The following is a 22,109-nucleotide window of genomic DNA, read 5'->3' as shown; positions in this document are numbered from 1 at the left end:
TGATCAGGAGGGCGCGCCGGGCACCGTCGGGACGGGCAGCGGCGTGGACCCCGAACCCGCCGGAGCAGCGGGTGCGGAAGCCGCGGGAGCCGGGGCGGCGGGTGCCGCTGCGGGGGCCGACGGTGCGGCCGGCACGGCGGGTGCCGCAGGTGCCGCGGGGGCCGCAGGTGCCGCAGGTGCCGCGGGGGCCGACGGTGCGGCGGGTGCGCCCGGCGTCACCGGCACCGCGGGGACACCCGGCGGGGTGTCGCTCTGTGTGGGGTTGATGCCCAGCACATCGCCCCACCCGGGAATCAGGTTGAGCAGCGGCAGCGGCGGGAGCGACGGTGCTCCACCCGCGGCGAACGCGGTGACCCAGTTCATCAGGGTCGCCGGGGCGGCGATACCCGACGGGACGACCTGCGCACCGTTGGCCGGCGTGTAGTAGATCGTGCCGTTCGCATAGGACTGGAACATCGAGCCGTCCGGGAACGTGATCGGGTTCGCGACCACCGGGCCGAGCGTGCCCTTCTCGCCGCCGGCAGAGCGGTACGCGGCCTCGACCGCGGCCTTGCCGGTGATGGCTCGGCCCTGCAGCGCATCGATACCGGTGCCGGCCGCCGGGGGCGCGGGGATGCCGGGGATCGTCGGCGCAGCGGGGGCGGTCGGTGCCGCCGGAACGGCGGGGGCGGCTCCCCCGGGCGCGGCGGGCACCGTCGGGACGGCGGGCGCGGCCGGAGCAGCGGGGGCGGCAGGCGCCGCCGGGGTGGCCGCGCCGGGTACCGCCGCGGGGGCGGCAGGCGCCGCTGGAGCAGCGGGTGCGGCCGGAACTGCGGGGGCCCCGGAGGGCGAGACCGTCGCCGTGGTCGCACCCGGAGGAGCGATCTGAGACGAGTTCGGCGCCGTCGGCACCGGGTTGAACGGGTCGACCGGGGCCGCGATGATCGGACGGTCCACCACGTTGCCGGGTACCGGCGCGGGGGCGGGGGCCGACGTCGGCGGGTTCTGGGAACCGGCGGCGGGGGCGCTCGGCACCGACGGTGCAGCCGCGGCACCCGGACCGCCCTGGCCGTCGATCACGAACCAGTCCGACCGCAAGCCCAGCTTCTTGCGCACATCCGCGCCCGACGCGGTCACGGTGCGCTCGCTGCCCTTGATCTCGACCTGCGCGACCCGGGGTGCGGCTGCGGACTGCACCTTGGTGATACGGATCGACTCGAGTTTGCCGACCCCGAACTCCGACGCGATCTTCGTGGCGGGCACCGACTGGTTCCAGTTCCGGAACGGGGAGACCACGTCGCCGTCGTCCTTGACCGCGGTGAAGTCGCCGCCCGCGGTGTATCCACCGGTCGAGCTGGAGAACTCCGTGGGCACCGCGAACCCGTCCTTGGCCATCACCAGGCCGGCGGTGGAGCTGACTGCGGCGTCGCTGCGCTTATCCTCCTTGGCGAAACCGCCGTAGACCTGCGAGTCCTGGGTGTCGTTGTACCGGTCGCCGCGCTTGGCGCTCTCGGCCAGCGCGTAGGAGCGTGCGGCGATGGCCTGGGCGCGCAGCGCCTCGGTACCGCCCTGATCGGCCCATTCGACCTTGCTCTCGACGGGGACCACGCTGCGCAGGTAGTCCTCGATGTTGACGGTGTTGAAGACCTTGCCGTCCTGAGTGGAGAGCGCGCCGCGGTAGCTGGCGTTGCTTCCGCAGAATCGCAGGATCTCGTTCTCCGGGCGGCCCGCCGCGGGATTGACCGGACTCACCGTGCCGTCTCCGGCCGGGATCGTCTTGACCACCTTGCCGCCGCACCCCTCGGTGATGACCGCGTTACCACCGTCGATGCGCACGGCCTGGCCGGGCGCCACGTTCTCGTCGCCGACCTTCGCGCCCGCGGGGGCGAAGACGTTGACCGACTTCTGCTGGGTGAGCTGGACCTTGACGGGGAGATTCACATCGACACGGGACAGCACGCTGCCGCCGTAGTAGTGCGCCACGATCTGCTCGGCCTTCCAGCCGGCCTTGGCGTAACCGAAGGCGCCCCACTGGCCCATGCCACGGCCGTGGCCGTTGCCCTGTCCGGTGAAGGTGACGTTGCTGCCGACCGCGAGGGCCGGGTCGTCTGTGCTGGTGGCACCAGTGAACACCAGGGCCGCGCCGCCCACGGCGATCGCCGGGAGCATCGCGATCGCGAGGGTGCGCCGTACGCGGCGGCGACGGGGACCGCCGTCGATCCACACGGGCATGGTTTCTCCTTCAGCTCGACGCGTGTGAGCCACCGTCGGGGTTCTCCGAGGCTCAACGTGAGGTCGAGACTAACACCATTTGCAACATTCGTCACGAGAGCAACTTTTGTCACACCAGTCACATAGAGGGGGTGCGAGTGGCCGTCGCGAGCGGCTGCTCGTCGGGCCGGATCGGGTCTCGACGCTGCGGACAGTCCGGCGTGGCGATGGCGGCACCGTCGTCCCCCACGCCTCCCCCATCCGCGCATCCCCGGCCCCCTCCCCCATCCCACGTCGTTCGCTGCATAGGGGAGGAATCGCTGGGCATGTGGTTCGGCTAGGCGTGGGGGACGACCGGAGCGCTACATCCCGCCACTGAAACTCGCGTCACATACACCGCTCCCGCATCCGGAAGCCGCCGCGCCACCGCTCGTGGCCCGCTTAGACTTCGCGATCGCACACATGCATGGACGGCAACATGACAAGACTTTCTGTCGACGAGTTGCTCGAACTCGGCTATGCGAAGAGACCGTGATCAGTAAGGAGGGGAAGTACGCAATGCCCTGGGAAAGACTAGACGAATTCATCGACACCATGGAATACTGGACCGAGGTTCAAAACTATCTCGAAAGCATTGAAGCTCAGCGTGCCACCGGCACGCGCCTGGTTGCATTCGGCCGCCCCTACCTCAAGGATGAGAACACACTAATACTTCCCAACGGCCCTGCCAGGGACCAGATGGACGACGGAGAGATCCTTCTGTCCATCACCAGAGACGACGACGGTTACAGCCTGCGTCGAACTGGGTACGAGAGAGGTGACACGTTTACCGGACGCCAAGAGTGGAAGGCGTCGAATTTCGACCTCGTGGGAAAGTACGTACTTGTCCGGCAAAACAGTAGGTTCAGGACAAAGATCGGGGTCGGCAGTCCATTTCATCAATGGCTCGACATCGGGCTCGCGTCACAGTGGGAAAAGCGCCACATGAGCCAAGACGAGGTTGGAGTAGATTGGCTGTACAAGTATACAAATTCGTCCTCGCCGAGCGTCTACTACTACGACTACGACAATGGCGACCCACTTACCTTTCCATTCAGTCTAAGCTATCGCGACATAACCGATATCTACATGAAAGGCGTTCCACAACCTCATTGATCGCCGGCTAATCGCTGCGCTGGACAGGAATCGTTAGAACCAACGCTCCAGGATCTGGGCAACGCCATCGTCGAGGTTGGTGGAGGTGACCATATTCGCGGCGTCCAGCGCGACGGGATGCGCGTTCGCCATGGCGACGCCTACACCGGCCCAGCGCAGCATCTCTGCATCGTTGGGCATATCGCCGAAGGCGGCGGTGCGCACATCGTCGGACAGCCCGAGGTGCCGCATGGCGGCACGAATACCGGTGGCCTTGGTGACACCGGGCACGTGGAATTCGATCAGCCCGTTGTTCGTGGCGTACGTGACATCGGCGATGCCGGCCAGGTGAGGCGCGACCCGCGCGTGCATCTCGTCCGAGGTCATGCCCGGCTGCCGGACCAACAGCTTCACCGCGGGATGGCTGAGCACCACGGCGTCCTCAGCGGAGACCGTCTCGGGTTCCAGCCAGGCGTGCTGATACCCCGTCGACGCAGCGAACCGCGGGGTCGCCGCATCGTGCTCTCCCTGCGCCACGCGCTCCGCGGCGAACCCCGCCCCGGGGAGATGCTCGTACACCAGCTCGGCGATGTGGGCCAATAGGTCCGGCGACATGAGCGCCGCCGACACCACCTTCGACGTACCGGTGTCGTAGAGCACCGCACCGTTCGCGCACACGGCCAGCGGCGCGAAGTCCAATTGATCGGCGATCGGATCCACGGCGCGCGGCGGGCGCCCCGTCGCCAAGACGAAATGTCCACCGGCGGCACGGACCGCGTGGAGGGCGGCGTGCGTGCGGGGACTGATCTTCTCGGCCTCGTCGACCAGAGTCCCGTCGACGTCGCTCGCGACCAGGACGGGCCGCTCCCCCAGCTCGGCGTCAGGCATCGTCACCCGAGCCGAGCCGCTCCTCCCGGCGGCGGCGCCGCTCCTCGATATCGGCCGCGTCCAGCGCGTCGGCCTCCTCCAAGGTGGGCGCGCTACCGCCCAGGCGGCGCGGCACCCAGGCTGCGCCCTGCGGATGCGGGCCATACAGGTCTTGCAGTTGGTAGAGCATCGTCTGCATCTCACCCTTGAGCCGGGCGGTGAGCTCGTCGGGCGGACCGACGGGATCGAGCGGATCACAGACGCCGATCAGCACTCGGAACTTGTTCCGGCCCAACTGCTTCGGGAGACCCTTGGTCCAGATCTGCTGCGCGCCCCACACCACGACGGGAACGATCGGGACGTTGGCCTCGATCGCCATGCGCGCGGCACCGGATTTGAAGCCCTTCAGCTCGAAGCTGCGACTGTGCGTGGCCTCGGGGTACACCCCCACCAGCTCGCCCGCCTTGAGCGCGTCCACGGCGGCGGCATAGGCCTCGGCACCTGCTTCCCTATCGACGGGGATGTGCTTGCAGCCGCGCATCAGCGGGCCGGTCTTCGAATTGTCGAAGACCTCCTTCTTCGCCATGAATCGCACCTTGCGATGCCCCGCCTCGTCGGCCGGCTTCCCGGCGAACGGAAAATCGAGGTACCCGGTGTGGTTGATGGCCACCACCGCACCGCCCTCGCGCGGAAACTTCTGGAAGTCCACCTCGGTGAACTGGATGCCCTGGTAGGCCCACATGCCGCGGGCTACCTTGATGATCGTTCCGTAGATGGGTTCCACGCTCGCAAGAGTAGCCGCGGAAGGCCACCCGCGGGCGCGGCCCATTACCCTGTAGCGGTAACTGATGTCAGCGAAAGGCTCCACTGTGCAGGTCACCAGCGTCGGGCACGCGGGTTTCCACATCACCACCACCGCGGGCACCATCCTGTGCGACCCCTGGGTGAACCCTGCCTACTTCGGCTCCTGGTTCCCGTTCCCGGACAACACGCAGCTGGACTGGAAGGCGCTCGGCGACGTCGACTACCTGTACGTCTCCCACCTGCATCGCGATCACTTCGATGCGAAGAATCTGGCGGAGAACATCAACAAGGACGCCACCGTCCTGCTGCCGGACTACCCCGTACCGGATCTCAAGCGTGAGCTGGAGAAACTGGGCTTCACCAGGTTCTTCGAGACCGAGGACTCCGTCAAGCACACGGTGAGCGGCCCCAAGGGCGATCTCGACATCATGATCATCGCCTTGCGCGCGCCCGCCGACGGGCCGATCGGTGACTCGGGGATCGTGGTCGCCGACGGCGAGACGGTGCTGTTCAACATGAACGACGCCCGCCCCGTGGACATGGACGTCCTGGGTGACAACTTCGGCCACATCGACGTGCACCTGCTGCAATACTCAGGCGCCATCTGGTACCCCATGGTCTACGACATGCCGAAGGGCTCCAAGCGCCGTTTCGCCGAGCAGAAGCGCCAGCGCGGCATGGACCGCGCCCGCAGCTACGTCGACCAGGTTGGCGCCACCTGGGTGGTGCCCTCGGCGGGCCCGCCGGCCTTCCTCGACCCCGAGCTGCGCTACCTCAACGACGAGGGCCGCACCGGCGAGGAGACGGTGCTCGGCGACCCGTCGAACATCTTCCCGGACCAGATCACCTTCCTCGAGGAGATGAGCAAGAACGGCAACGACGGGGGCCTGCTGATGATCCCCGGCACCGTCGGCGATTTCCGCGGTACCGAGATGCTCTCGCTCACGCACCCGGTACCCGAGGCCGAGGTGATGGAGATCTTCGAGAACAAGACCGCATACCTCGACGCCTTCGCCGAACGGCAGGCCCCGGTGCTGGCCGCCGAGAAGGCCTCGTGGGCGCCCGACGACGGGGTGCCGCTGCTGGGCGCGCTCAAGGCCAAGTTCGAGCCGATCATGCAGGCCTCGGCCCTGATCAGCGACGGTATCGGCTACGCGGTGGGTCTGGAGATGGGCGACGAGACGGTGGTGCTCGACTTCCCGAACCGCATCGTCCGCGAACCGGCCGAGGGTGACGGCAAGTACCGCTACGGCTTCCGCATCGCGCCCGAGCTGGTGCGCACCGTGCTCCGCGACGACGAACCGGACTGGGTGAACACGATCTTCCTGTCGACCCGGTTCACCACCTGGCGGATCGGCGGCTACAACGAATTCCTGTACACCTTCTTCAAGTGCCTGACCCCTGAGCGGATCGCCTACGCCGACGGCTGGTTCTCCGAGGCCCACGACGATTCCGCGTCCACCGAACTCGACGGCTGGGAGGTGCAGCGCCGCTGCCCGCACCTCAAGGCCGACCTGTCGAAGTTCGGCGTGGTCGAGGGTGGCAAGCTCACCTGCAACCTGCACGGCTGGCAGTGGGACCTGGAATCGGGCCGCTGCCTCACGTCGAGCGGGCACGAACTGCGCGCGAAGAGGTTGACGTGAACTCTCCGAGGTTCCCGCGGAACAACCGCAAGCGAGTGGACGACTACTACGGCGTCCACGACACCGGCATGGCCACGCAGGCCCCGCCGCAGCGGCCCGCAGCTCCTCCGCCGCAGCAGCCCCCGCCGGCAGGTCCCCAGCCGGCAACACCACCGGCCGGCGCACCGTCGCGGGGCCAGCAGGCTCCTCCGCCCACCGCTCCCCAGGCACCGTCGCAGCCCCGGCCCGAGCCCCGTCGGCCCGAACCGGAGCAGCGCAGCAAGCCGGACCCGCTCAACGATCCATTGACCTCGGAGACCTTCCTCGGCGTCCAGCCCGAGTCCGACACCTTCGAGGCGGGCATGTTCGGGTACAGCGCGTCATCGCGGCCGGCGCCGTCCGACGTGCCACCGGAATCGAACGGATTCGACAGCGGCTTCGACCAGTTCGCGCCTCCCCGGTTCGAGCCGCGCGCCGAGAACGGCCGGCAGGAGTCCACCGGATCGGCCGCGGAGCACGAGCCGGTGATCGACCTGGCCGATCACCCGGACGGCTACATCGATGTCGAGGTGGTCGATGTGGTCGAAGTCGACCACGAGCCTCCGCCCGTCCGTGAGACCCTGGCGATCGACGCGTTCCCGTACACCCAGATCGACGAGTCCTACGTGGACCCGACGGTGCTGCCCGAACCGAAGGAGCGCGGTGATATGACCGACTTCAACGAGTCGCTGACGGAGGCGATGAGCATCGAGGGTGCGCTCGGCGTGGCCCTGGTGGATTCGCAGAGCGGCATGGCGCTGGCCACCGCGGGCGACCCGAAGGAGTTCAACCTCGAAGTCGCCGCTGCGGGCAATTCGGCGCTGGTGCAGGCCATGAGCCGCACGCTGGGCGACCTGGACCTCGACGATCACATCGAAGACATCCTCATCACCCTCGGCTCGCAGTATCAGATCGTGCGCCCCATCCGGCAGGGCGCCGAAGGCCTGTTCCTGTACCTGGTGCTGGACCGGGCGCGGGCCAACCTGGCGATGGCTCGATTCCGTCTCACCAAGCTCGAAGAGCAAATCGAAGTCTGATCCTCGTTTGGTAAATCATCGATTTACCATCGATGCGATGACCACCTCTGCATCCACTGCGCTCACGCCCCGGGCGTGGTGGCACCGGCCGCCGGGGTTGCCTCTGGCCTTGGCGAGCCTGATCGCGTGCGGTACGTGGATGGTGGAGGCGAGTACGCCGCAGGACGGGAGTCCGACGCTCGGGGTGGCGATCCTCGCCGGACTGAGCCTGATCGCATTCACCTGGATCGGACGGACGATGATCTCACTCGCACACCGGCCCCGCTGGAGCGTGCGGTACGCGGCGGTACCGCTGATCGGTCTGATCACCCTCGGCCTGGTGTACCTCGACGTCCCCTTCGCTGCGCGCTGGATCCAGGCGAAGCCCGCGTTCGAGCACGCCGCCCACGCTGCGCTCGCTGATGCGCAGCCCACCCCCACGCAATTGCGACTGGGCACTTTCTCCGTCACCCGGTCCACGGTCGAGGGCACCGTCCGATTTCGGTTGGGCACGGGCGCGATCGGCGATACCCACTACATCGTGTTCTCCCCCGCTGGGAGGCCGCACACCTACGGCCCGCCCTCCGAGCACGATCGGGTGGCTCACTTCGATGGTCCGTGGTGGCGGGTCATCGACATGTACTGACCCGCCATCTTCGAGCTACCGTACCTATCATGCAGAACATCGATGCCCCAGTGCGCCCCTGGTGGCAACGACCGCCCGGACTTCCCATGACCCTCGCCGCTACCGCGCTGGTGCTCACCCTGTGCTGGGGGATCTCCCTTCCCGGAGGCGACTTCATGGTGCTGCTGCTGGCGTTCTGACCCACCGTTGCCTTCGCCCTGGTGTGGATCGTCCGGGTCGGTATCGCGCTCGCCCGGCCGATCGGGCCACAGTGGGACTGGCGGTTCCTCGTGATCCCGACGATCAGTGCCCTCGGGCTCACTGCCGCCGTGTTCAATCTGCCCCGGGAGGCCCGCTGGACGTACGCCAAACCGCGCCTGGAGGCCACGTCGGCGGCGATCCGCTCCGGGGCAATGCCGGTGCGGAGCGGGGAGTCGCTGCGGATCGGTAGCTACTCCCTCAGCTACGACGACCGCGCCGACGGCAACATCTGGTTCCGCGTCGTCGACGCCGGGTTCCTCAACTCCGAGTACCTCGTCCACTCCCCTGTGGGGCACGCCGTGCGGCCCGCCGAGGAGCGCCATCGCAACACCGTGGAACACTTCGACGGGCAGTGGTGGCTGGTCAACGAGGTCTTCTGATGTCCGAGCCGGAATTCGACCGGGAACGACGAGCCGCCGCCCGCTCCGTGCGTGAATCACACCTGATGGTCCGGCTCTTCATCGCCCTCGGCGTGCTCACCATCGCCGCGGGTTGTTACTTCACCGTGGTCGACACCATGTTCCTGGCGTCAGCAAGCACCGCCGAGGGGCGCGTGGTGGACTACGAGGAGAGCGCGTCCCCCAAGGAGAACGGGCGAACCGAGTACAGCTACCAGCGCATCGTCGGGTACACCGTGGACGGCGTCGACTACCGCAAGCGGGAATCGGGGGCATCGTCGAGCGAGCCGGCGATCGGTGACGCGGTCACCGTGTACTACGACCCCGACGATCCGCAGCACGCCATGATCGATGCCTTCATGCGGAAGTGGTTGGGCCCCTTGGCGATCATCTTCGGCGTGCTGTGGACCGCACTGTTCGCGGCGATCCAGCGTTGGACCCGCCGCAAGCAGGGCGAGCGGGAGCGGACCGCGTTCCACGGCGCCCGGATCCCGCTGACGGTCACCGATCTCCGCGACAGCGAGTGGCGCGACGACGACGGAAACACGCGCAGGGCCGTGGTCGCCACCATGACGGGAACAGACTCGGGCACCGGCGAGGCCCGGGTATTCACGCGCAGTTACGAGGGCCGGTGGCGGCACCGCCGGGCGCCGGCGCTCGGCGCGCCCTACGTCGCCTTCGTGGACGACTCGGGAGCGATCATCATCCCGGCATGAGGGAACCGGCGGTTTCGAGCGCCGCCCGACGGCCACGATCTATTTGCTATATTGCATTTCGTGACCTCGTCAATGCACTACCCGCCCGGGCTCGCACCCGCTCGTCCGTCGATCACTCGACACCGGCTGTGGGGACTGGACCTGGCGATTGTGATCACCTCCGTCGTGGGCCAGATCTTGTTCTGGGCGGCCTTGCTCACGACGATCGGGCGATCCGACGAGTTGCCCATGGGGACCATCCTCTGCGCCGCGGCCGGGATCGGGCTCGGCGCGATCGCGATCGGGGCCTGGCTGGTGCGCTCGATGCTCCTTCTGACCAATCACACGGTCAGCGTTTGGTACGTGATCGCACCGATCACCGGAATCGTCGGGACGGCGGTCGGCCTTGCGGCAGCCATGGCAGTGATGCCACCGCAGTAGCCCCGGAGTTACGGGCGCAGGACGTCCGTGCCGAGGAACGGCTGCAGGGCGGCGGGGACCCGCACGGAACCGTCGGGCTGCTGGTGGTTCTCCCAGATCGCGACGAGCCAGCGCGTGGTGGCCAGCGTGCCGTTGAGCGTGGCGGCGATCTGCGGCCGACCGTCCTCGTCCCGGTACCGCACGCCGAGGCGGCGGGCCTGGAAGGTGGTGCAGTTCGAGGTCGACGTGAGCTCGCGGTAGCGCTCCTGCGACGGCACCCACGCCTCGCAGTCGAACTTGCGCGCGGCGGAGCTGCCGAGATCGCCTGCGGCCACGTCGATCACCCGGTAGGGCACCTCGACGGCGGCCAGCATCTCCTTCTCGAAATCGAGCAGCCGCTGGTGCTCGGCCTCGGCATCCTCGGGCTTGCAGTAGACGAACATCTCGATCTTGTCGAACTGGTGCACCCGGATGATGCCGCGGGTGTCCTTGCCGTACGAACCCGCCTCGCGGCGGAAGCAACTCGACTGCGCCGCATAACGAATCGGACCATCGTTCAGATCGATGATCTCGCCCATGTGGTACCCCGCCAGCGGAACCTCCGAGGTGCCCACGAGGTACAGGTCGTCGGCCTCGAGCCGGTAGATCTCGTCGGCGTGCGCACCCAGGAAGCCGGTGCCGCCCATGATCTCCGGCTTCACCAGTACCGGCGGGATCATCAGCGTGAAGCCGTGCGCCACGGCCTTCTGCACGGCGAGTTGCAGCAGCGCCATCTGGAACAGCGCGCCGTGACCGGTCATGAAGTAGAACCGCGAGCCCGAGACCTTCGCGCCGCGCTCCATATCGAGCAGTCCCAGCCCCTCGGCGAGCTCGAGATGGTCTTTGGGGTCGGTGATCTCGGGGATCGTGCCCACGTGCTCGAGCACCTCGAAATCGTCCTCGCCGCCGGCGGGCACGCCCTCGATGATCACATTGCCGATCTTGCGTGCCGTCTCGTCGAAGACTTCGTCGGCGCGAGCCTGCTCGGCCTCCGCCTCCTTGACCTTCGCCGCCAGCTCGCCGGCCGCCGCGACGAGCGCGGGGCGCTCCTCGGGTGCGGCTTTGCCGATCGACTTGGAGGACGTCTTGTGCTCGGCACGCAGGTTGTCGGCCGCCAGGACAGCGGCGCGACGGTGCGCGTCGGCCTCCAGCAGGGCGTCCACCAACGCGGCGTCTTCACCACGGGCGCGCTGCGAGGCGCGCACGAGGTCCGGATTCTCGCGGAGCAGCTTGACGTCGATCACCCGACCAGCCTATTACGCCGCCGGTACCGCGCCCCACACGGTATTCGCGCACACGGCCAGGCATGATGGATTCGATGGCCGACGACACCGATACCCAGCCCGAGCCCGTCCAGCCCCCGGACGGGCCGGATCGTCTGGCTTCCGACGACGCCGCTGCCGCGAAGCCCGATCCGCTGGCGGGTCCGGTCGACGCCGACGTGACCGACCTGCGGGCAGGACGGGTGAGCGCGGCGAACCTGCGCGCCGTCCTGATCGCTGTGATCGTGGGAGCCCTCGCGCTCGGTGGCACGCTGTACGCGGCCGGCTACTTCGACCCGGTCTCCGAAGACCACGGGCCGCGACTCGCCGCCAACGGCTCAACCCTCGCACGATCGAAGCCGGGATCCTGCATCACCTGGGACACCGCCGGCGCACTGGCGGCCGTCGACTGCTCGGCGTCGCACAAGTTCGAAGTCGCCGGCGAGCCGGCCAATACCCTGCCACCGGACGCGAAGTACCCGTCGGAGCAGCAGATCGCGGCGCTCCGCGAGCAGGTCTGCACCCCCGTGGTCGCCGAGTACCTGGGGCAACGCCTGGACCCGAAGGGCCGCTACCAGATGGGCCTGCTCACCGCGGGCGAGAAGGCCTGGGAGGGCGGCGACCGCACCATGCGCTGCGGTGTCCAACTGGTCGACGGCTCCGGAGCCGTCGTCGACTCCACCGGCAAGGTGGCCAACCAGGACAAGGCCACCTCCTGGCCGGTGGGCACGTGCATCGGTATCAACGACCGCGGCCAAGCCACCGTCCCCGTCGATTGCAGCGCCCCGCACGCCTTCGAGGTGACCGCCACCGTGGACCTGCGGCAGAAGTTCCCGGATGCGTCCTGGCCGACGCTCGCGCAGCAGGAGGACTACCTGGGCGGCACTTGCCCGGCCCGCACCACCGCGTGGTTCGGTGCGCAGGACGGCCTGCGCAAATCCGGCCTGCAGTTGCAGTGGAACACCCTCTCGCAAGAGGCGTGGACCGCGGGCGCGCGCACCTCGGTGTGCTTCGTCGCCGCGTCCGACGGGAAGAAGTTCATCCCGGTCACGGGCTCCGCGAAATCGCCGAACCTGTTGATCGACGGAAAGAAGCCCGTCATGCCCACCTTCCCGGGTGCCGCTCCGCCGAAGCCGGGGCGCTAACCGTGCACGTCTCCCGTCGTGCCTTCCAGGATTGGGTCTCCGACGCCCTCGATGACGTTCCCCCGCAGCTCGCGGAGGCGATGAACAACGTGGTGGTGCTGGTGCGCGACCGCAACGACGAGGACCCCACCATCCTGGGCCTGTACGAGGGCATCGCACTCACCGAGCGGGACACCAGCACCTACTTCGGCACACTGCCGGACCGGATCTTCATCTACCGCGAGCCGCTGATGGACATGTGCGAGACGGAAGAGCAGCTGCGGCGCGAGATCCGGGTGACGGTGCTGCACGAGATCGGCCATCATTTCGGGATCGACGACCAGCGCCTGCAAGAATTGGGCTGGGCCTAGCCCATCGGGTCCGCGGGCGACGGTGCGTCCGCCCAGCTGACCAGCTCCCATCCGCCGGTCGGTCCCGGCAACGGCCGGAGCACGATTTCGCCCGTGTTGGGTAGGTGATGCTTATGCGCGTATTCCCCGTCGACACCCCCGAGCTGCGCGGCGACCAGCCGAATCGCGGCGCCGTGGCTCACCAGGTAGACGTCGCCCGCGTCGAGGTACTGCGCGCGGACGGCGGCGACCGCGGGCAGGTAGCGGGCGAAGAGATCGTCGGCGGATTCGCCTCCCGGGAGGGCCGCGGCGCGGTCGCCGGAGTGCCAGCGCTCGACCACATCGCGGAACTGCCGCACCGCCTCCTCGTCGGTGCGGCCCTCCAGGTCGCCGGCCTGCACCTCGTGAACGCCGTCGATCACGGTGACGGGTACGTTCCAGCCGGCGCCGATCAGCTCGGCGGTCTGCTGCGCTCGCCGGGCGACGGAGCTGAGCAGCACCGCCGGAACCGTGCCGGGCCGGTCGGCCGCGAACCGTCGGGCCTGGTCGGAGCCCTCCGCGGTGAGTGGCGCACCCGGCGGAAGGGTGTCGAGGGCCTTGGCGACGTTCGCGGTGGTCTGTCCGTGCCGGACCAGGTGCAGCAGCCCCGTCATCGTTCTCCCCTGCGCAGTCGGTCGAACCATTCGGCGGAGTCACCGGGGTCGGTGGGAGCCGTGCCGGGGCCGCCGGGCCGGGGCCAGGAGCCGAGGAAGCGTACGTCGTCGCACACCCGGTGCAGGGCGCGCAATGCCTCGCCGACAGCAGGGTCGTCGATGTGGCCCACACAATCGAAATGGAAGACGTAACTGCCGAAGACGGTCCGTTTGGGGCGCGACTCGATCCGGGTGAGATCGACTCCGCGGAGCGCGAATTCGGCCATGACGAGGGCCAGCGAGCCGGGCCGGCTCGGCACGTCGAGGACGACAGCCGTGCAGTCTTGACCGGTGCGGGCGGGCGCGGGGCCGGGGCGACCGCACAGCACGAATCGGGTACGGGCGTCGGCCACATCGGCGACGCCCGCGGCCAGCTCGGGGACGCCGTGCATCGCGGCCGCGAGTGCGGTGGTGACGGCGACGTCGACGCGGCCTTGCGCGGCGTCGACCGCAGCGGCGGAGTTCGAGGCGGCGGGCACGACGTCGGCCTGCGGCGCATTCGCCGCGAGCCAGCCGCGGACCTGTGCGGAGGCCACCGGGTAGGCGCCGACGGTGCGCGCCTCGGCCAGCGGAACGGTACCGACGATGGAGAAGGACACGGCGAGATCGGTCTCGGCGTAGATCTGCAGCGGATCGCCGCCGAATCCCAGCGTGTCCAGGGTGGGGGTGACAGGCCCTTCGACCGAGGATTCGATGGGGACACAGGCGAGATCGACCACACCGTCGGCGACCAGGCCGAGCGCTGCCACCTGACTGGGCGCGCTGACTCGCTCGGCGCCGGCGAGCGGGACTCCCGGGACATCCATCCGGCCCTGCGCGGCGAGGTCGAGGCACTGCAGCAGCGCCATCTCGGTGAACGTCCCCTCGGGGCCGAAATAGGCGATGCGCGTCACGCACCGAGCCTATCGGAGCGGACCGGTGCGACCGGCGACACAGAGCCGTACCAGCATCTCTTCATTATAGTTATCTCGACGTTGTGGGGGATGGAGGCGAAGCCGCATGGGTGAGTACGACAATCCGCTGGACCGGATCAGTTCCGGTCCCGCGCCGCAGGGGCCGCAGCCGTGGCGGTCGAACCGGCTTCCGACGGGGAGCCCGTACGCGAACGGCCGATACGGCACCGGTCACACGAAGCGTCGCCGCAGTCGCGGCCGCTCGGGGTGGGTCATCCTCGTCGTGGCCGTCGTGTTCATCGCGGGCGCGATCGGGTGGGCGGCGGTCTCCCGACCCGACTCGTCTCCCTCGGCGGTACCACCCCTGACCCGCGGCGCCGATACGGCCGTGCCACCCTCGCCGCCGTCGGTCGATCAGATCACGACCAGTTCGCTGTTCACCACCGCGCTCGTGACGCCGCGCTGCGCGTTGCCTGCCTGGTCGACGGATCCGGCGGCGATCGAAGCCTTCTCCGGCGCAGGCACGCGATGCCTGGAACAGGTGTGGAGACTCCCGCCGAACACGGTGCGCGTCTTCTCCGATCCGAACGGCGTGGCGCCCGGGAACGATTGCCCGGTGGGGTGGACGATTCGCACGGTCTCGTCGTGCGGTTCGGCCACCTTCGTCAACCGCGATGGGATCGTCGCGGCGGCGGGCAATCAGGCCGCGGCGGCATTGCAGTGGCTCTCGCTGTCGGTCGCGAGCCGGGCCGAGTCGCGCAGCGGAGTAGGCACCGATGTCGAGGCTCTGGTCCGCGACGCGGGCGGCGCGCCGAGCCCGCTGGGATCGGAATACCTTCGCCGCGAACACATGCAGACGTTGTGCCTGTCCGGCAGTACCATCGCACGGCTGGTGGGCACGGCGATCACCGAGGGCGATCTGGAGCGGGCCGCGATGGATGCCGCGACCTTCACGATGGTCGCCGACCTACCTGATGCTCCGCAGCTGTCCCGCACGAACACTCGCGCATGGTTCGACCGCGGCTCCCGGTCTCCGAACCAGGGGCCGTGCGGCACGGCCTGGACCGTCCCCGTCGATCAAATCTCCTGACTATCAGCGCAATCCGAGCGCGTGCAGCCGGTCGGTGATGGCCTGCGGGTCCGGGGCGATGAGGTGCCGCAGCCGCTCCCGCAGGGCGTCCTGCGCCATCGGGTTGAGCCCGGCGAGGCGCTGCTCGTCCGGGTCGGCGAGCGCTCCCTCGATGTCGTCGCCCGTGAGCGCGGCAACGGTGGCGCACAGTACGGCGACGGCGGCATCGGGTCCGGTGACCTCGAGCGCGAACCCGGGGCCCGACTCATGTACTCCTCGAACGAGGAATTCGACCAGTTCGCGCGGATCGTCGGGGTGGTAGGCCTGCGTCGTCAACTCCGACGGACCGGCGATCGCCAGGCCGTCGACCAGGGACATCGGCTCGCGCGGCGGCGCCAGCAGCTCCAATTCGATCGCCATCATCCTGACCCTAACTCTTGCCCCGCCTCGCCCGCTCAATTAGGTTAGGGTTACCTTCTACAAACACACCGAGTGAGAGGAGTCGAGATGAGCGCCCCCACGATCGCCGAGCCGACCCCGGCAGAGCGCGTCCGCACCGTCGCCGTCGTGCCCCACGCGGCCGTTCTGGTGGCCGACGGCCACGAACCGATCACCATCGCACTCCACCACGTGCTCGGCGACCGGCTGGTGATCGCCGTCGCCGACGACACCCCCTGGCTCGATGGTGCACGCGCCATGGTGGAGATCAATGACATCTCACCGCTCGCGCTGCGCGAACGCACGCGGTCGCTGGTGTGGCTCTCGGGCAACCTCTCCGAGGTGGCCGACGGTGCCGCCCTCGCCGCGCGGGTAGCGATCGAGAATCCGCTGGAATCACTCCTCGACGTGGGCAATGGCTCCCGCCTGCTGACCATGCCGGTCGAAACCGCGGTGCTCGCGGATACCGCCGGCGCCTCATCGGTGTCGGGTGACGAACTGGCCGCCGCCGATCCGGATCCGTTCGCGGGCTACGAGGCTGCGTGGCTCGCGCACGTCGAGAACGACCACCCGGAGATGGTCGGCCAGCTGGCGCGGCGCATTCCCGGCAAGCTGCGCAACCATCGCATCCGCCTGCTGGGCATCGACCGGTTCGGTATCCGGCTGCGTGCCGAACACCACGAGCTCTCGGATGTGGATGTGCGCCTGAACTTCGCGCAACCCGCCACCGATATGGCCGCCCTGCAGCGGGGCATCCGAATCCTGCTCGGCTGCCCCTTCCTCAACGGCCTGCGCGCTGCGGGCTGAGTCGTTCAGTGCGCCTGCACGGTGATGTCCGTGCCTTTCGGCGTGAGCAGGTAGACCCCCGCAGCCACGGCCAGTAGCAGCACCCCGCCCACCAGACCCGTGGTCTGCAGCGACTCGGTGAACCCGGCAGCGGCGTGTTCTGCCAGCGCCGGCAGCTGCGCCTGCTGCGCGATAGCCATTGCCGCACCGAGCGATTCGCCGGCGGCATCGGCGGTCGCCGCATCCACACCGGGGATCGCCGCGAAATCGGCGTCGGCGGTGTACAGCATCGCGGCGATGCTGCCGAGAACCGCGACACCCAGTACGTTGCCGAGGTCGTACGAGGTCTCTTCGAGTGCGGCGGCATTACCCGCCTTCTCCTCGGGAGTGCCCGACATGACCATCGCGGAGGCCACCGTCATCGATCCCATGCCCATGCCCACCAGCACCAATGGCGCGATCATCGCGGTGTACGTGAGCTGGTCCGCGGCGTCGATCAGCACCATGCCGATGCCGGCCAGAGCAAGCCCACCCGCGAGCACGATCCGCGCGTTCAGCTTACGAGCGAGCCAGGGAGCGGCGATCGACGCGACGGTGGCCGCGACCGCCACCGGGAGCAGCCGGACGCCGGTCTCGATCGGCGAGTAGTTCTCCACCAGTTGCATCCACTGCGCCAGTAGCAGGAGCGCGGCGGCCATGGCGAACATGACACCCAGCGCGGCGAGAATCGCGGCGGTGAACTGGCGACGTTCGAAGAGCCGAACGTCGAGCAGCGGATCCGGGCGGTGCAACGAGCGGTAGACGAAGAGCGACAACGCGATCACCGCGAGCAGCAGCGCCACTAGGGCCGGCGTCGATGCGAAGGTGTGGTCCTTGGCGAACCGCTTGATCGACCACACCAGGGCCACCATGCCGGTGATCGAGAGCAGCGCGCCCACGTAGTCCCAGCGGCCCGGGCTGGGCACCGTCGACTCGGGCAGGATCAGCAGGCCGGCGATCAGCACAGCCGCCATGAACGGCACGTTCACCAGGAAGGCGGCACGCCACGAGAAATTCTCCAGCAGAACACCGCCCGCGATCGGACCGATCGCGGCGCCCAGGCCGGAGACCGCGGCCCACAGGCCGAGCGCCTTCGCCCGCTCGGCGGGATCGGTGAAGATCACCCGCAGCATGGACAGCGTGGTGGGCATGATCATCGCGCCGCCCACACCCAGCAGCGCGCGCAGCGCGATCACCTCTCCGGGCGAATCCGCCCACAGCACGAGTAGCGAGGCCACGCCGAAGACGGCGTAGCCCAGCAGAAGCATTCGCTTGCGGCCGAACCGGTCTCCGAGCGAGGCGGTCGAGACCAGCAGGCCGGCCAGCACCAATGAGTACGCGTCGATGATCCACAGCTGTTGCGCCGCGGTGGGGCGCAGGTCCGCGGAGAGGTCGGGCAGCGCGATGTTGAGGATCGTGAGATCCACGGTGATCACCAGCAGGCTGATCGAGAGCACCGCCGCAGAGGCCCACCGCCGCGCGAAGGGCATCGTGGACGGGTGATCGGTTCTGAGATCGGTCATGTCGCAGTTCCTTTCGTCGCGCCCAGCGGCGCGCTCCAGAGCGCCGCGATGGCGCTTGCGAGGAGGGCATGGTCCAGAGGTCGCTCGGCGATGACCGCGTCCATGGTGGCACCGTCGCTGAAAGTCGCCACAGCACGGGCGTTCTCGACGGGAATGTACCGAGCGAGCGCCTCGACGAGACGGGCGGTCCAGTGTCGCGCCAGCTCTTCCATATCGGGACTCGACGCAGCGGCGCAGGTCATCGCGAAATCGCCGCGAACCAGTTGCGGGTCACTGAGATAGCGATGCAGTGCGCCGGTGTACGCGGCGGATGAGGCCCCGTCACGAACGAACTCCGCCTCCAGATCGGCGAGCCACTGCTCCGCCTCGTCCATCAGGTTGCGCAGCGCAGCCTCGCGGAGGTCGTCGAGGGTGGCGAAGTACTGGGTGGTCGAGCCCAGGGGTACACCGGCACGCGCCGCCACCTTCCGGTGGGTGAGGGCGTCGGCCCCGCTCTCAAGTACGAGTGCCGCCGCCGCGTCGACGATCTCGCGGCGCCGGCGCTCGGGGTCGCGCCGTCGGGGTCCGTCGGACATGGCTACCTCCTTATGTACGTTTGTACATGTACAACTGTACATGAGACACCGGCGTTGTCGATTCTTCACCGTCGTGGCACACGTTTGCAGCCCGAACGGGTTAGATTGGTGCGATGAGCGCCACACCGGACGACCCCACGCCTCAGCAGCACGAGGGCGAGCCGAAGCCCGACCTCGCCTCGCGTACGAAAGCCCACGTCGGCGACGTGACCACCCGCGCCAGGACACACGCCGACGATGCGGCCACCCGCGCCAAGACCAAGGCCGGTGATGCGGCATCCCGCGCCGGTGAGGCGGCGAAGCGGTGGCTGCGCCGCGCGATCGTCGCCGCCATTGTGGTCGCGGTCCTCGTCGCCGCCTACTTCGCGCTCGCCGCGTACCTGCCCCGCAAGTGGGCAGATCTCTTGGTCGGCTGGGTCGGCACCGACGGCGGCACTCTCAAGGGCACCGTCTTCGGGCTGGGCATCGGCTTCCTCTGCGCCGGGCTCCCCCTGCTCCTGCTGTGGTTCGCCGCCAAGCGGGCGGCGAACCACCCGAAGATCGCCACCGTGCTGGGCCTCATCGCAGTGATCGCGACCGTCCCCAATCTCATGACCCTCGCCGTCGCGATCGGTACCGGCAGCGGTGCCAGCTACGCGCGCACCAAGATCGACCAGAACGCCGCCGGATTCCGGTGGGCCACCCTGATCGGTGTCGTGATCGGTGTGATCGCCGCGATCGCGCTCGCGATCTTCCTCGAGGTGCAGCGCCGTAAGCGAGCGAAGAAGAAGCAGCAGAAGGCGCTGGAGAAGGAAGCCAAGGCCGCTCAGAAGCAGGCGGAAAAGGACGCCAAGGCTGCCGAGAAGGCGCTCAAGAGCGGCCACGCAGCGTCCAGCCTCGACGATGAGCCGTCCGCACCGTCCGGCGGCGGTACCGGCCCGAGCGGCACCTAGATCCCGAACAACCCCTCGATCGGCGCCTTGGCGAAGTACACCAGGAAGAGCCCGGCGACGATCCACAGCAGTGGGTGCACCGTCTTGGCCTTACCCTGCGCCACAGCGAGCACGACCCAGGTGATGAAGCCGATCCCGATGCCGTTCGCGATGGAGTACGTGAACGGCATGGTGACCACGGTGAGGAAGGCGGGCAGTGCGATGCCGAACTGGGTCCAGTCGATGTCCTTGAGCTGACCGATCATCATGGCGCCCACGATCACCAGGGCGGGCGAGGCCGCCTCGGACGGCACCACCTCGTACAGCGGCGTGAAGAACATCGCCAGCAGGAACAGCACGCCGGTCACGATGTTCGCCAGGCCGGTGCGCGCGCCCTCGGCGATACCCGCGGCCGACTCCACGAAAACCGTGTTCGACGATGCCGAGGCGCCGCCGCCCACGATCGCGCCGGCGCCTTCGACGGCCAGCGCCTTACCGATGTTGGGGACGCTGCCGTCCGCCTTCATCAGGCCGGCCTCCTTGGTCATGCCGGTAATGGTTCCCATGGCGTCGAAGAAGTTCGACAGCACCAAGGCGAACACGAGCACCGACGCCGCGAGCACGCCGATCCGGGTGAAGGCGCCGAACACATCCACCTCGCCGACGAGCGAGAGGTCGGGCAGGCCACCCAGCGAGGACGGCAGCTCGGGGATGTTCAGGCTCCAGCCGTGCGGATCTTTGATCGACGGTCCGAGGCCCGTCACCTTCTGCACGATGAGAGCGACGATCGTGGTGATCACCACGCCCAGCAAAATCGCGCCGGGTACCTTGCGCACCACCAGGATGCCCATCAACAGCACGCCGAACACGAACACCGCCGTCGGCCACGAGGCGACGGAGTTTCCGATGCCCAGGCTGACCGGCACCGTGGTTCCCGCGGCATCCGGGATGCGCCGCACGAAGCCGGAGTCCACGAAGCCGATGAACGCGATGAAGCAGCCGATGCCCGCGGCGATCGCGGCCTTGAGCTCGGCGGGAATGGCGCGGAAGACCGCGGTGCGGAAGCCGGTGACGCCCAGGATCACGATGATGATGCCGTCGATCACCACCAGGCCCATGGCCTCCGGCCAGGTGACCTGCGGCGCCACGCTCACGGCCAGGAGACTGTTCACGCCCAGGCCCGCGGCAATACCGAACGGGTAGTTCACGATTGCGCCGAAAACGATGCACATCAGGCCCGCGGCGAGAGCCGTGACCGCCGCCACCTGCGCGGTGGGGAGCACATTGCCGAGCACATCGGTGTTCTTGTTGTTGCCGACGATGCCGCCGATGATGATCGGGTTGAGCACCACGATGTAGGCCATCGTGAAGAAGGTGACCAGGCCGCCGCGCACTTCCCGCGAGATCGTCGAGCCGCGCTCGCTGATCTGGAAGTAGCGGTCGAGCGGCCCCAGGCGGGGCTCGGCGGGTGCAGACACGGCGTTCACCTCGGCGTTCGTGAGCGGGACCGGGCAATCGTATAGCCACGTCGCTACAGTGACCCGGTGAGCGCCCCCGAACCCGTTCCCGCGAGCGAGAAGACACCGCTGCGCGCGGAGGTGCTGATCGTTCTGCTCGTGACTTTCGGCTGGTCGGGGATGTATTCGCTGATCCGGCTGATCGGCTACCAACTCGGCCCGGGGGTGGGCGGTACGACGGTGAGCCTCAATCCTTCGCGGAGCCCGCACATCCCGATCGATTTCCTGCTCCAGACGCTCACCGCCGTGCAGTTGTTCGCGTGGGCCTCGCTCGCCCTGTACCTGCTGTGGCGTTCGGGGATCGGGTTCGCCGACCTCGGCTTCGCGCTGCGCGGCTCGCGTCGCGAGTTGCTCAGGAACATCGGTCTGGGCACCGGCCTGGCCGCCCTCATCGGGCTCCCCGGCCTCGTCCTCTACGTGGCCGGACGGACGCTGGGCGTGACCGCGAACGTGCTCCCGGCCGCGGGCGGGGATCCGGGCTGGCGGATGGTGACCTACGTCCTCATCGCGGCGGGGAACGCCGTCGCCGAGGAGGTCGTGGTGGTGGGCTACTTCATGACCCGGCTGCGGCAGCTCGGCGTGGGGCGCGCGGGCACGGTCGCCGCATCCGCGCTGCTCCGCGGCAGCTACCACCTCTACCAGGGCTTCGGTGCGGGCCTGGGCAATGTGGTGATGGGTGTGGTCTTCGGTGCCGCCTACGACCGGTGGCGCAGACTGTGGCCACTGGTCATCGCGCATTTCGTGATCGATGTGGTGGCCTATCTCGGCTATGCACTGCTCAAGGACCACCTCGGCTTCCTGCGCTGACGGCCGCCACGGC

Annotated in this window: 24 protein-coding genes; 14 read left to right on the top strand and 10 right to left on the bottom strand. The window is 68.5% G+C overall.

Going from position 1 to position 22,109, the window contains the following annotated elements; all coding sequences use genetic code 11:
* Positions 1-3 precede the first annotated feature (3 nt).
* Positions 4-2,211 (bottom strand): SpoIID/LytB domain-containing protein, encoded by a 2,208-nt coding sequence (locus tag TPAU_RS23055; RefSeq protein ID WP_013124869.1) that lies wholly within the window; start codon positions 2,209-2,211, stop codon positions 4-6.
* A gap of 510 nt (positions 2,212-2,721) precedes the next feature.
* Here TPAU_RS23055 and TPAU_RS00805 point away from each other — a divergent pair.
* Positions 2,722-3,345, top strand: coding sequence for a hypothetical protein (locus TPAU_RS00805; protein WP_041944205.1), 624 nt, complete (start codon positions 2,722-2,724; stop codon positions 3,343-3,345).
* Between the two features lie 33 nt (positions 3,346-3,378).
* On the opposite strand, the gene TPAU_RS00800 is transcribed toward TPAU_RS00805, so the two are convergent.
* Together TPAU_RS00800 and TPAU_RS00795 are read right to left on the bottom strand one after the other, a co-directional pair.
* Positions 3,379-4,212 carry an HAD family hydrolase gene (locus TPAU_RS00800; protein ID WP_013124867.1) on the bottom strand — a complete coding sequence of 278 codons (834 nt, stop codon included), beginning with the start codon at positions 4,210-4,212 and terminating at the stop codon, positions 3,379-3,381.
* Entirely contained in the window at positions 4,205-4,975 is a 771-nt protein-coding gene (locus TPAU_RS00795; RefSeq protein ID WP_013124866.1) for a lysophospholipid acyltransferase family protein, read from the bottom strand. The genes TPAU_RS00800 and TPAU_RS00795 overlap by 8 nt, the downstream gene beginning before the upstream one ends.
* A gap of 85 nt (positions 4,976-5,060) precedes the next feature.
* On the opposite strand from TPAU_RS00795, the gene TPAU_RS00790 reads away from it, so the two are divergent.
* The 7 genes from TPAU_RS00790 to TPAU_RS00765 are packed head-to-tail and all read left to right on the top strand — an operon-like array spanning position 5,061 to position 10,092.
* Positions 5,061-6,638, top strand: a complete 1,578-nt coding sequence (locus tag TPAU_RS00790; protein WP_013124865.1) for an MBL fold metallo-hydrolase — start codon at positions 5,061-5,063, stop codon at positions 6,636-6,638.
* Complete coding sequence (locus TPAU_RS23335) at positions 6,635-7,693, top strand: roadblock/LC7 domain-containing protein (protein ID WP_013124864.1); 1,059 nt, start codon at positions 6,635-6,637, stop codon at positions 7,691-7,693. Before TPAU_RS00790 ends, TPAU_RS23335 begins: the two co-directional genes overlap by 4 nt.
* A 37-nt stretch (positions 7,694-7,730) precedes the next feature.
* A complete protein-coding gene (locus tag TPAU_RS00780) occupies positions 7,731-8,318 on the top strand; it encodes a hypothetical protein (RefSeq protein WP_013124863.1) in 588 nt (195 codons plus the stop codon).
* A gap of 29 nt (positions 8,319-8,347) precedes the next feature.
* Positions 8,348-8,497 (top strand): hypothetical protein, encoded by a 150-nt coding sequence (locus TPAU_RS23050; RefSeq protein WP_160160288.1) that lies wholly within the window; start codon positions 8,348-8,350, stop codon positions 8,495-8,497.
* A gap of 21 nt (positions 8,498-8,518) precedes the next feature.
* Positions 8,519-8,938 carry a hypothetical protein gene (locus tag TPAU_RS00775; RefSeq protein ID WP_013124861.1) on the top strand — a complete coding sequence of 140 codons (420 nt, stop codon included), beginning with the start codon at positions 8,519-8,521 and terminating at the stop codon, positions 8,936-8,938.
* Positions 8,938-9,672, top strand: coding sequence for a DUF3592 domain-containing protein (locus tag TPAU_RS00770; RefSeq protein WP_013124860.1), 735 nt, complete (start codon positions 8,938-8,940; stop codon positions 9,670-9,672). The genes TPAU_RS00775 and TPAU_RS00770 overlap by 1 nt, the downstream gene beginning before the upstream one ends.
* 60 nt (positions 9,673-9,732) lie before the next feature.
* Positions 9,733-10,092 (top strand): hypothetical protein, encoded by a 360-nt coding sequence (locus tag TPAU_RS00765; RefSeq protein ID WP_147291129.1) that lies wholly within the window; start codon positions 9,733-9,735, stop codon positions 10,090-10,092.
* 8 nt (positions 10,093-10,100) lie between these two features.
* Here TPAU_RS00765 and serS read toward each other — a convergent pair whose 3' ends face one another.
* Positions 10,101-11,354: a serine--tRNA ligase gene (gene serS / locus TPAU_RS00760; RefSeq protein ID WP_013124858.1), complete on the bottom strand. Its 1,254-nt coding sequence runs from the start codon at positions 11,352-11,354 to the stop codon at positions 10,101-10,103.
* A gap of 74 nt (positions 11,355-11,428) precedes the next feature.
* Here serS and TPAU_RS00755 point away from each other — a divergent pair, with 74 nt between their 5' ends.
* Together TPAU_RS00755 and TPAU_RS00750 are read left to right on the top strand one after the other, a co-directional pair.
* Positions 11,429-12,517, top strand: a complete 1,089-nt coding sequence (locus TPAU_RS00755; RefSeq protein WP_013124857.1) for a septum formation family protein — start codon at positions 11,429-11,431, stop codon at positions 12,515-12,517.
* Between the two features lie 2 nt (positions 12,518-12,519).
* Complete coding sequence (locus tag TPAU_RS00750) at positions 12,520-12,867, top strand: metallopeptidase family protein (RefSeq protein ID WP_013124856.1); 348 nt, start codon at positions 12,520-12,522, stop codon at positions 12,865-12,867.
* Here TPAU_RS00750 and TPAU_RS00745 read toward each other — a convergent pair.
* Positions 12,864-13,499 carry a histidine phosphatase family protein gene (locus TPAU_RS00745; protein ID WP_013124855.1) on the bottom strand — a complete coding sequence of 212 codons (636 nt, stop codon included), beginning with the start codon at positions 13,497-13,499 and terminating at the stop codon, positions 12,864-12,866. The two genes, TPAU_RS00750 and TPAU_RS00745, sit on opposite strands and share 4 nt — an antisense overlap.
* Positions 13,496-14,431, bottom strand: a complete 936-nt coding sequence (gene pheA / locus TPAU_RS00740) for a prephenate dehydratase (protein ID WP_013124854.1) — start codon at positions 14,429-14,431, stop codon at positions 13,496-13,498. Before pheA ends, TPAU_RS00745 begins: the two co-directional genes overlap by 4 nt.
* A 106-nt stretch (positions 14,432-14,537) precedes the next feature.
* Between pheA and TPAU_RS21670 the strand changes: the two genes are divergently transcribed.
* Entirely contained in the window at positions 14,538-15,521 is a 984-nt protein-coding gene (locus TPAU_RS21670) for a hypothetical protein (RefSeq protein ID WP_013124853.1), read from the top strand.
* A gap of 3 nt (positions 15,522-15,524) precedes the next feature.
* On the opposite strand, the gene TPAU_RS21665 is transcribed toward TPAU_RS21670, so the two are convergent.
* Complete coding sequence (locus tag TPAU_RS21665; protein ID WP_049825734.1) at positions 15,525-15,920, bottom strand: hypothetical protein; 396 nt, start codon at positions 15,918-15,920, stop codon at positions 15,525-15,527.
* Positions 15,921-16,007: 87 nt separating this feature from the next.
* On the opposite strand from TPAU_RS21665, the gene TPAU_RS00720 reads away from it, so the two are divergent.
* A complete protein-coding gene (locus TPAU_RS00720) occupies positions 16,008-16,745 on the top strand; it encodes a DUF2470 domain-containing protein (RefSeq protein ID WP_013124851.1) in 738 nt (245 codons plus the stop codon).
* Positions 16,746-16,750: 5 nt separating this feature from the next.
* On the opposite strand, the gene TPAU_RS00715 is transcribed toward TPAU_RS00720, so the two are convergent.
* Positions 16,751-18,286 carry an MFS transporter gene (locus tag TPAU_RS00715; RefSeq protein WP_013124850.1) on the bottom strand — a complete coding sequence of 512 codons (1,536 nt, stop codon included), beginning with the start codon at positions 18,284-18,286 and terminating at the stop codon, positions 16,751-16,753.
* Entirely contained in the window at positions 18,283-18,861 is a 579-nt protein-coding gene (locus TPAU_RS00710; RefSeq protein ID WP_013124849.1) for a TetR/AcrR family transcriptional regulator, read from the bottom strand. Before TPAU_RS00710 ends, TPAU_RS00715 begins: the two co-directional genes overlap by 4 nt.
* A 113-nt stretch (positions 18,862-18,974) precedes the next feature.
* Here TPAU_RS00710 and TPAU_RS21660 point away from each other — a divergent pair, with 113 nt between their 5' ends.
* On the top strand, positions 18,975-19,793 hold the full coding sequence (locus TPAU_RS21660) for a hypothetical protein (protein ID WP_013124848.1): 819 nt from the start codon (positions 18,975-18,977) through the stop codon (positions 19,791-19,793).
* Here TPAU_RS21660 and TPAU_RS00700 read toward each other — a convergent pair.
* Positions 19,790-21,250, bottom strand: a complete 1,461-nt coding sequence (locus TPAU_RS00700) for an NCS2 family permease (protein ID WP_013124847.1) — start codon at positions 21,248-21,250, stop codon at positions 19,790-19,792. The two genes, TPAU_RS21660 and TPAU_RS00700, sit on opposite strands and share 4 nt — an antisense overlap.
* Positions 21,251-21,316: 66 nt before the next feature.
* Here TPAU_RS00700 and TPAU_RS00695 point away from each other — a divergent pair, with 66 nt between their 5' ends.
* Positions 21,317-22,096 carry a CPBP family intramembrane glutamic endopeptidase gene (locus TPAU_RS00695; RefSeq protein WP_013124846.1) on the top strand — a complete coding sequence of 260 codons (780 nt, stop codon included), beginning with the start codon at positions 21,317-21,319 and terminating at the stop codon, positions 22,094-22,096.
* Positions 22,097-22,109: the final 13 nt, after the last annotated feature.

It is taken from the genome of Tsukamurella paurometabola DSM 20162, from assembly GCF_000092225.1.
Classification (GTDB): domain Bacteria; phylum Actinomycetota; class Actinomycetes; order Mycobacteriales; family Mycobacteriaceae; genus Tsukamurella; species Tsukamurella paurometabola.
The sequence above is the reverse complement of the archived record's forward strand: the minus strand, read 5'-3'. Positions and strand labels throughout refer to the sequence as shown.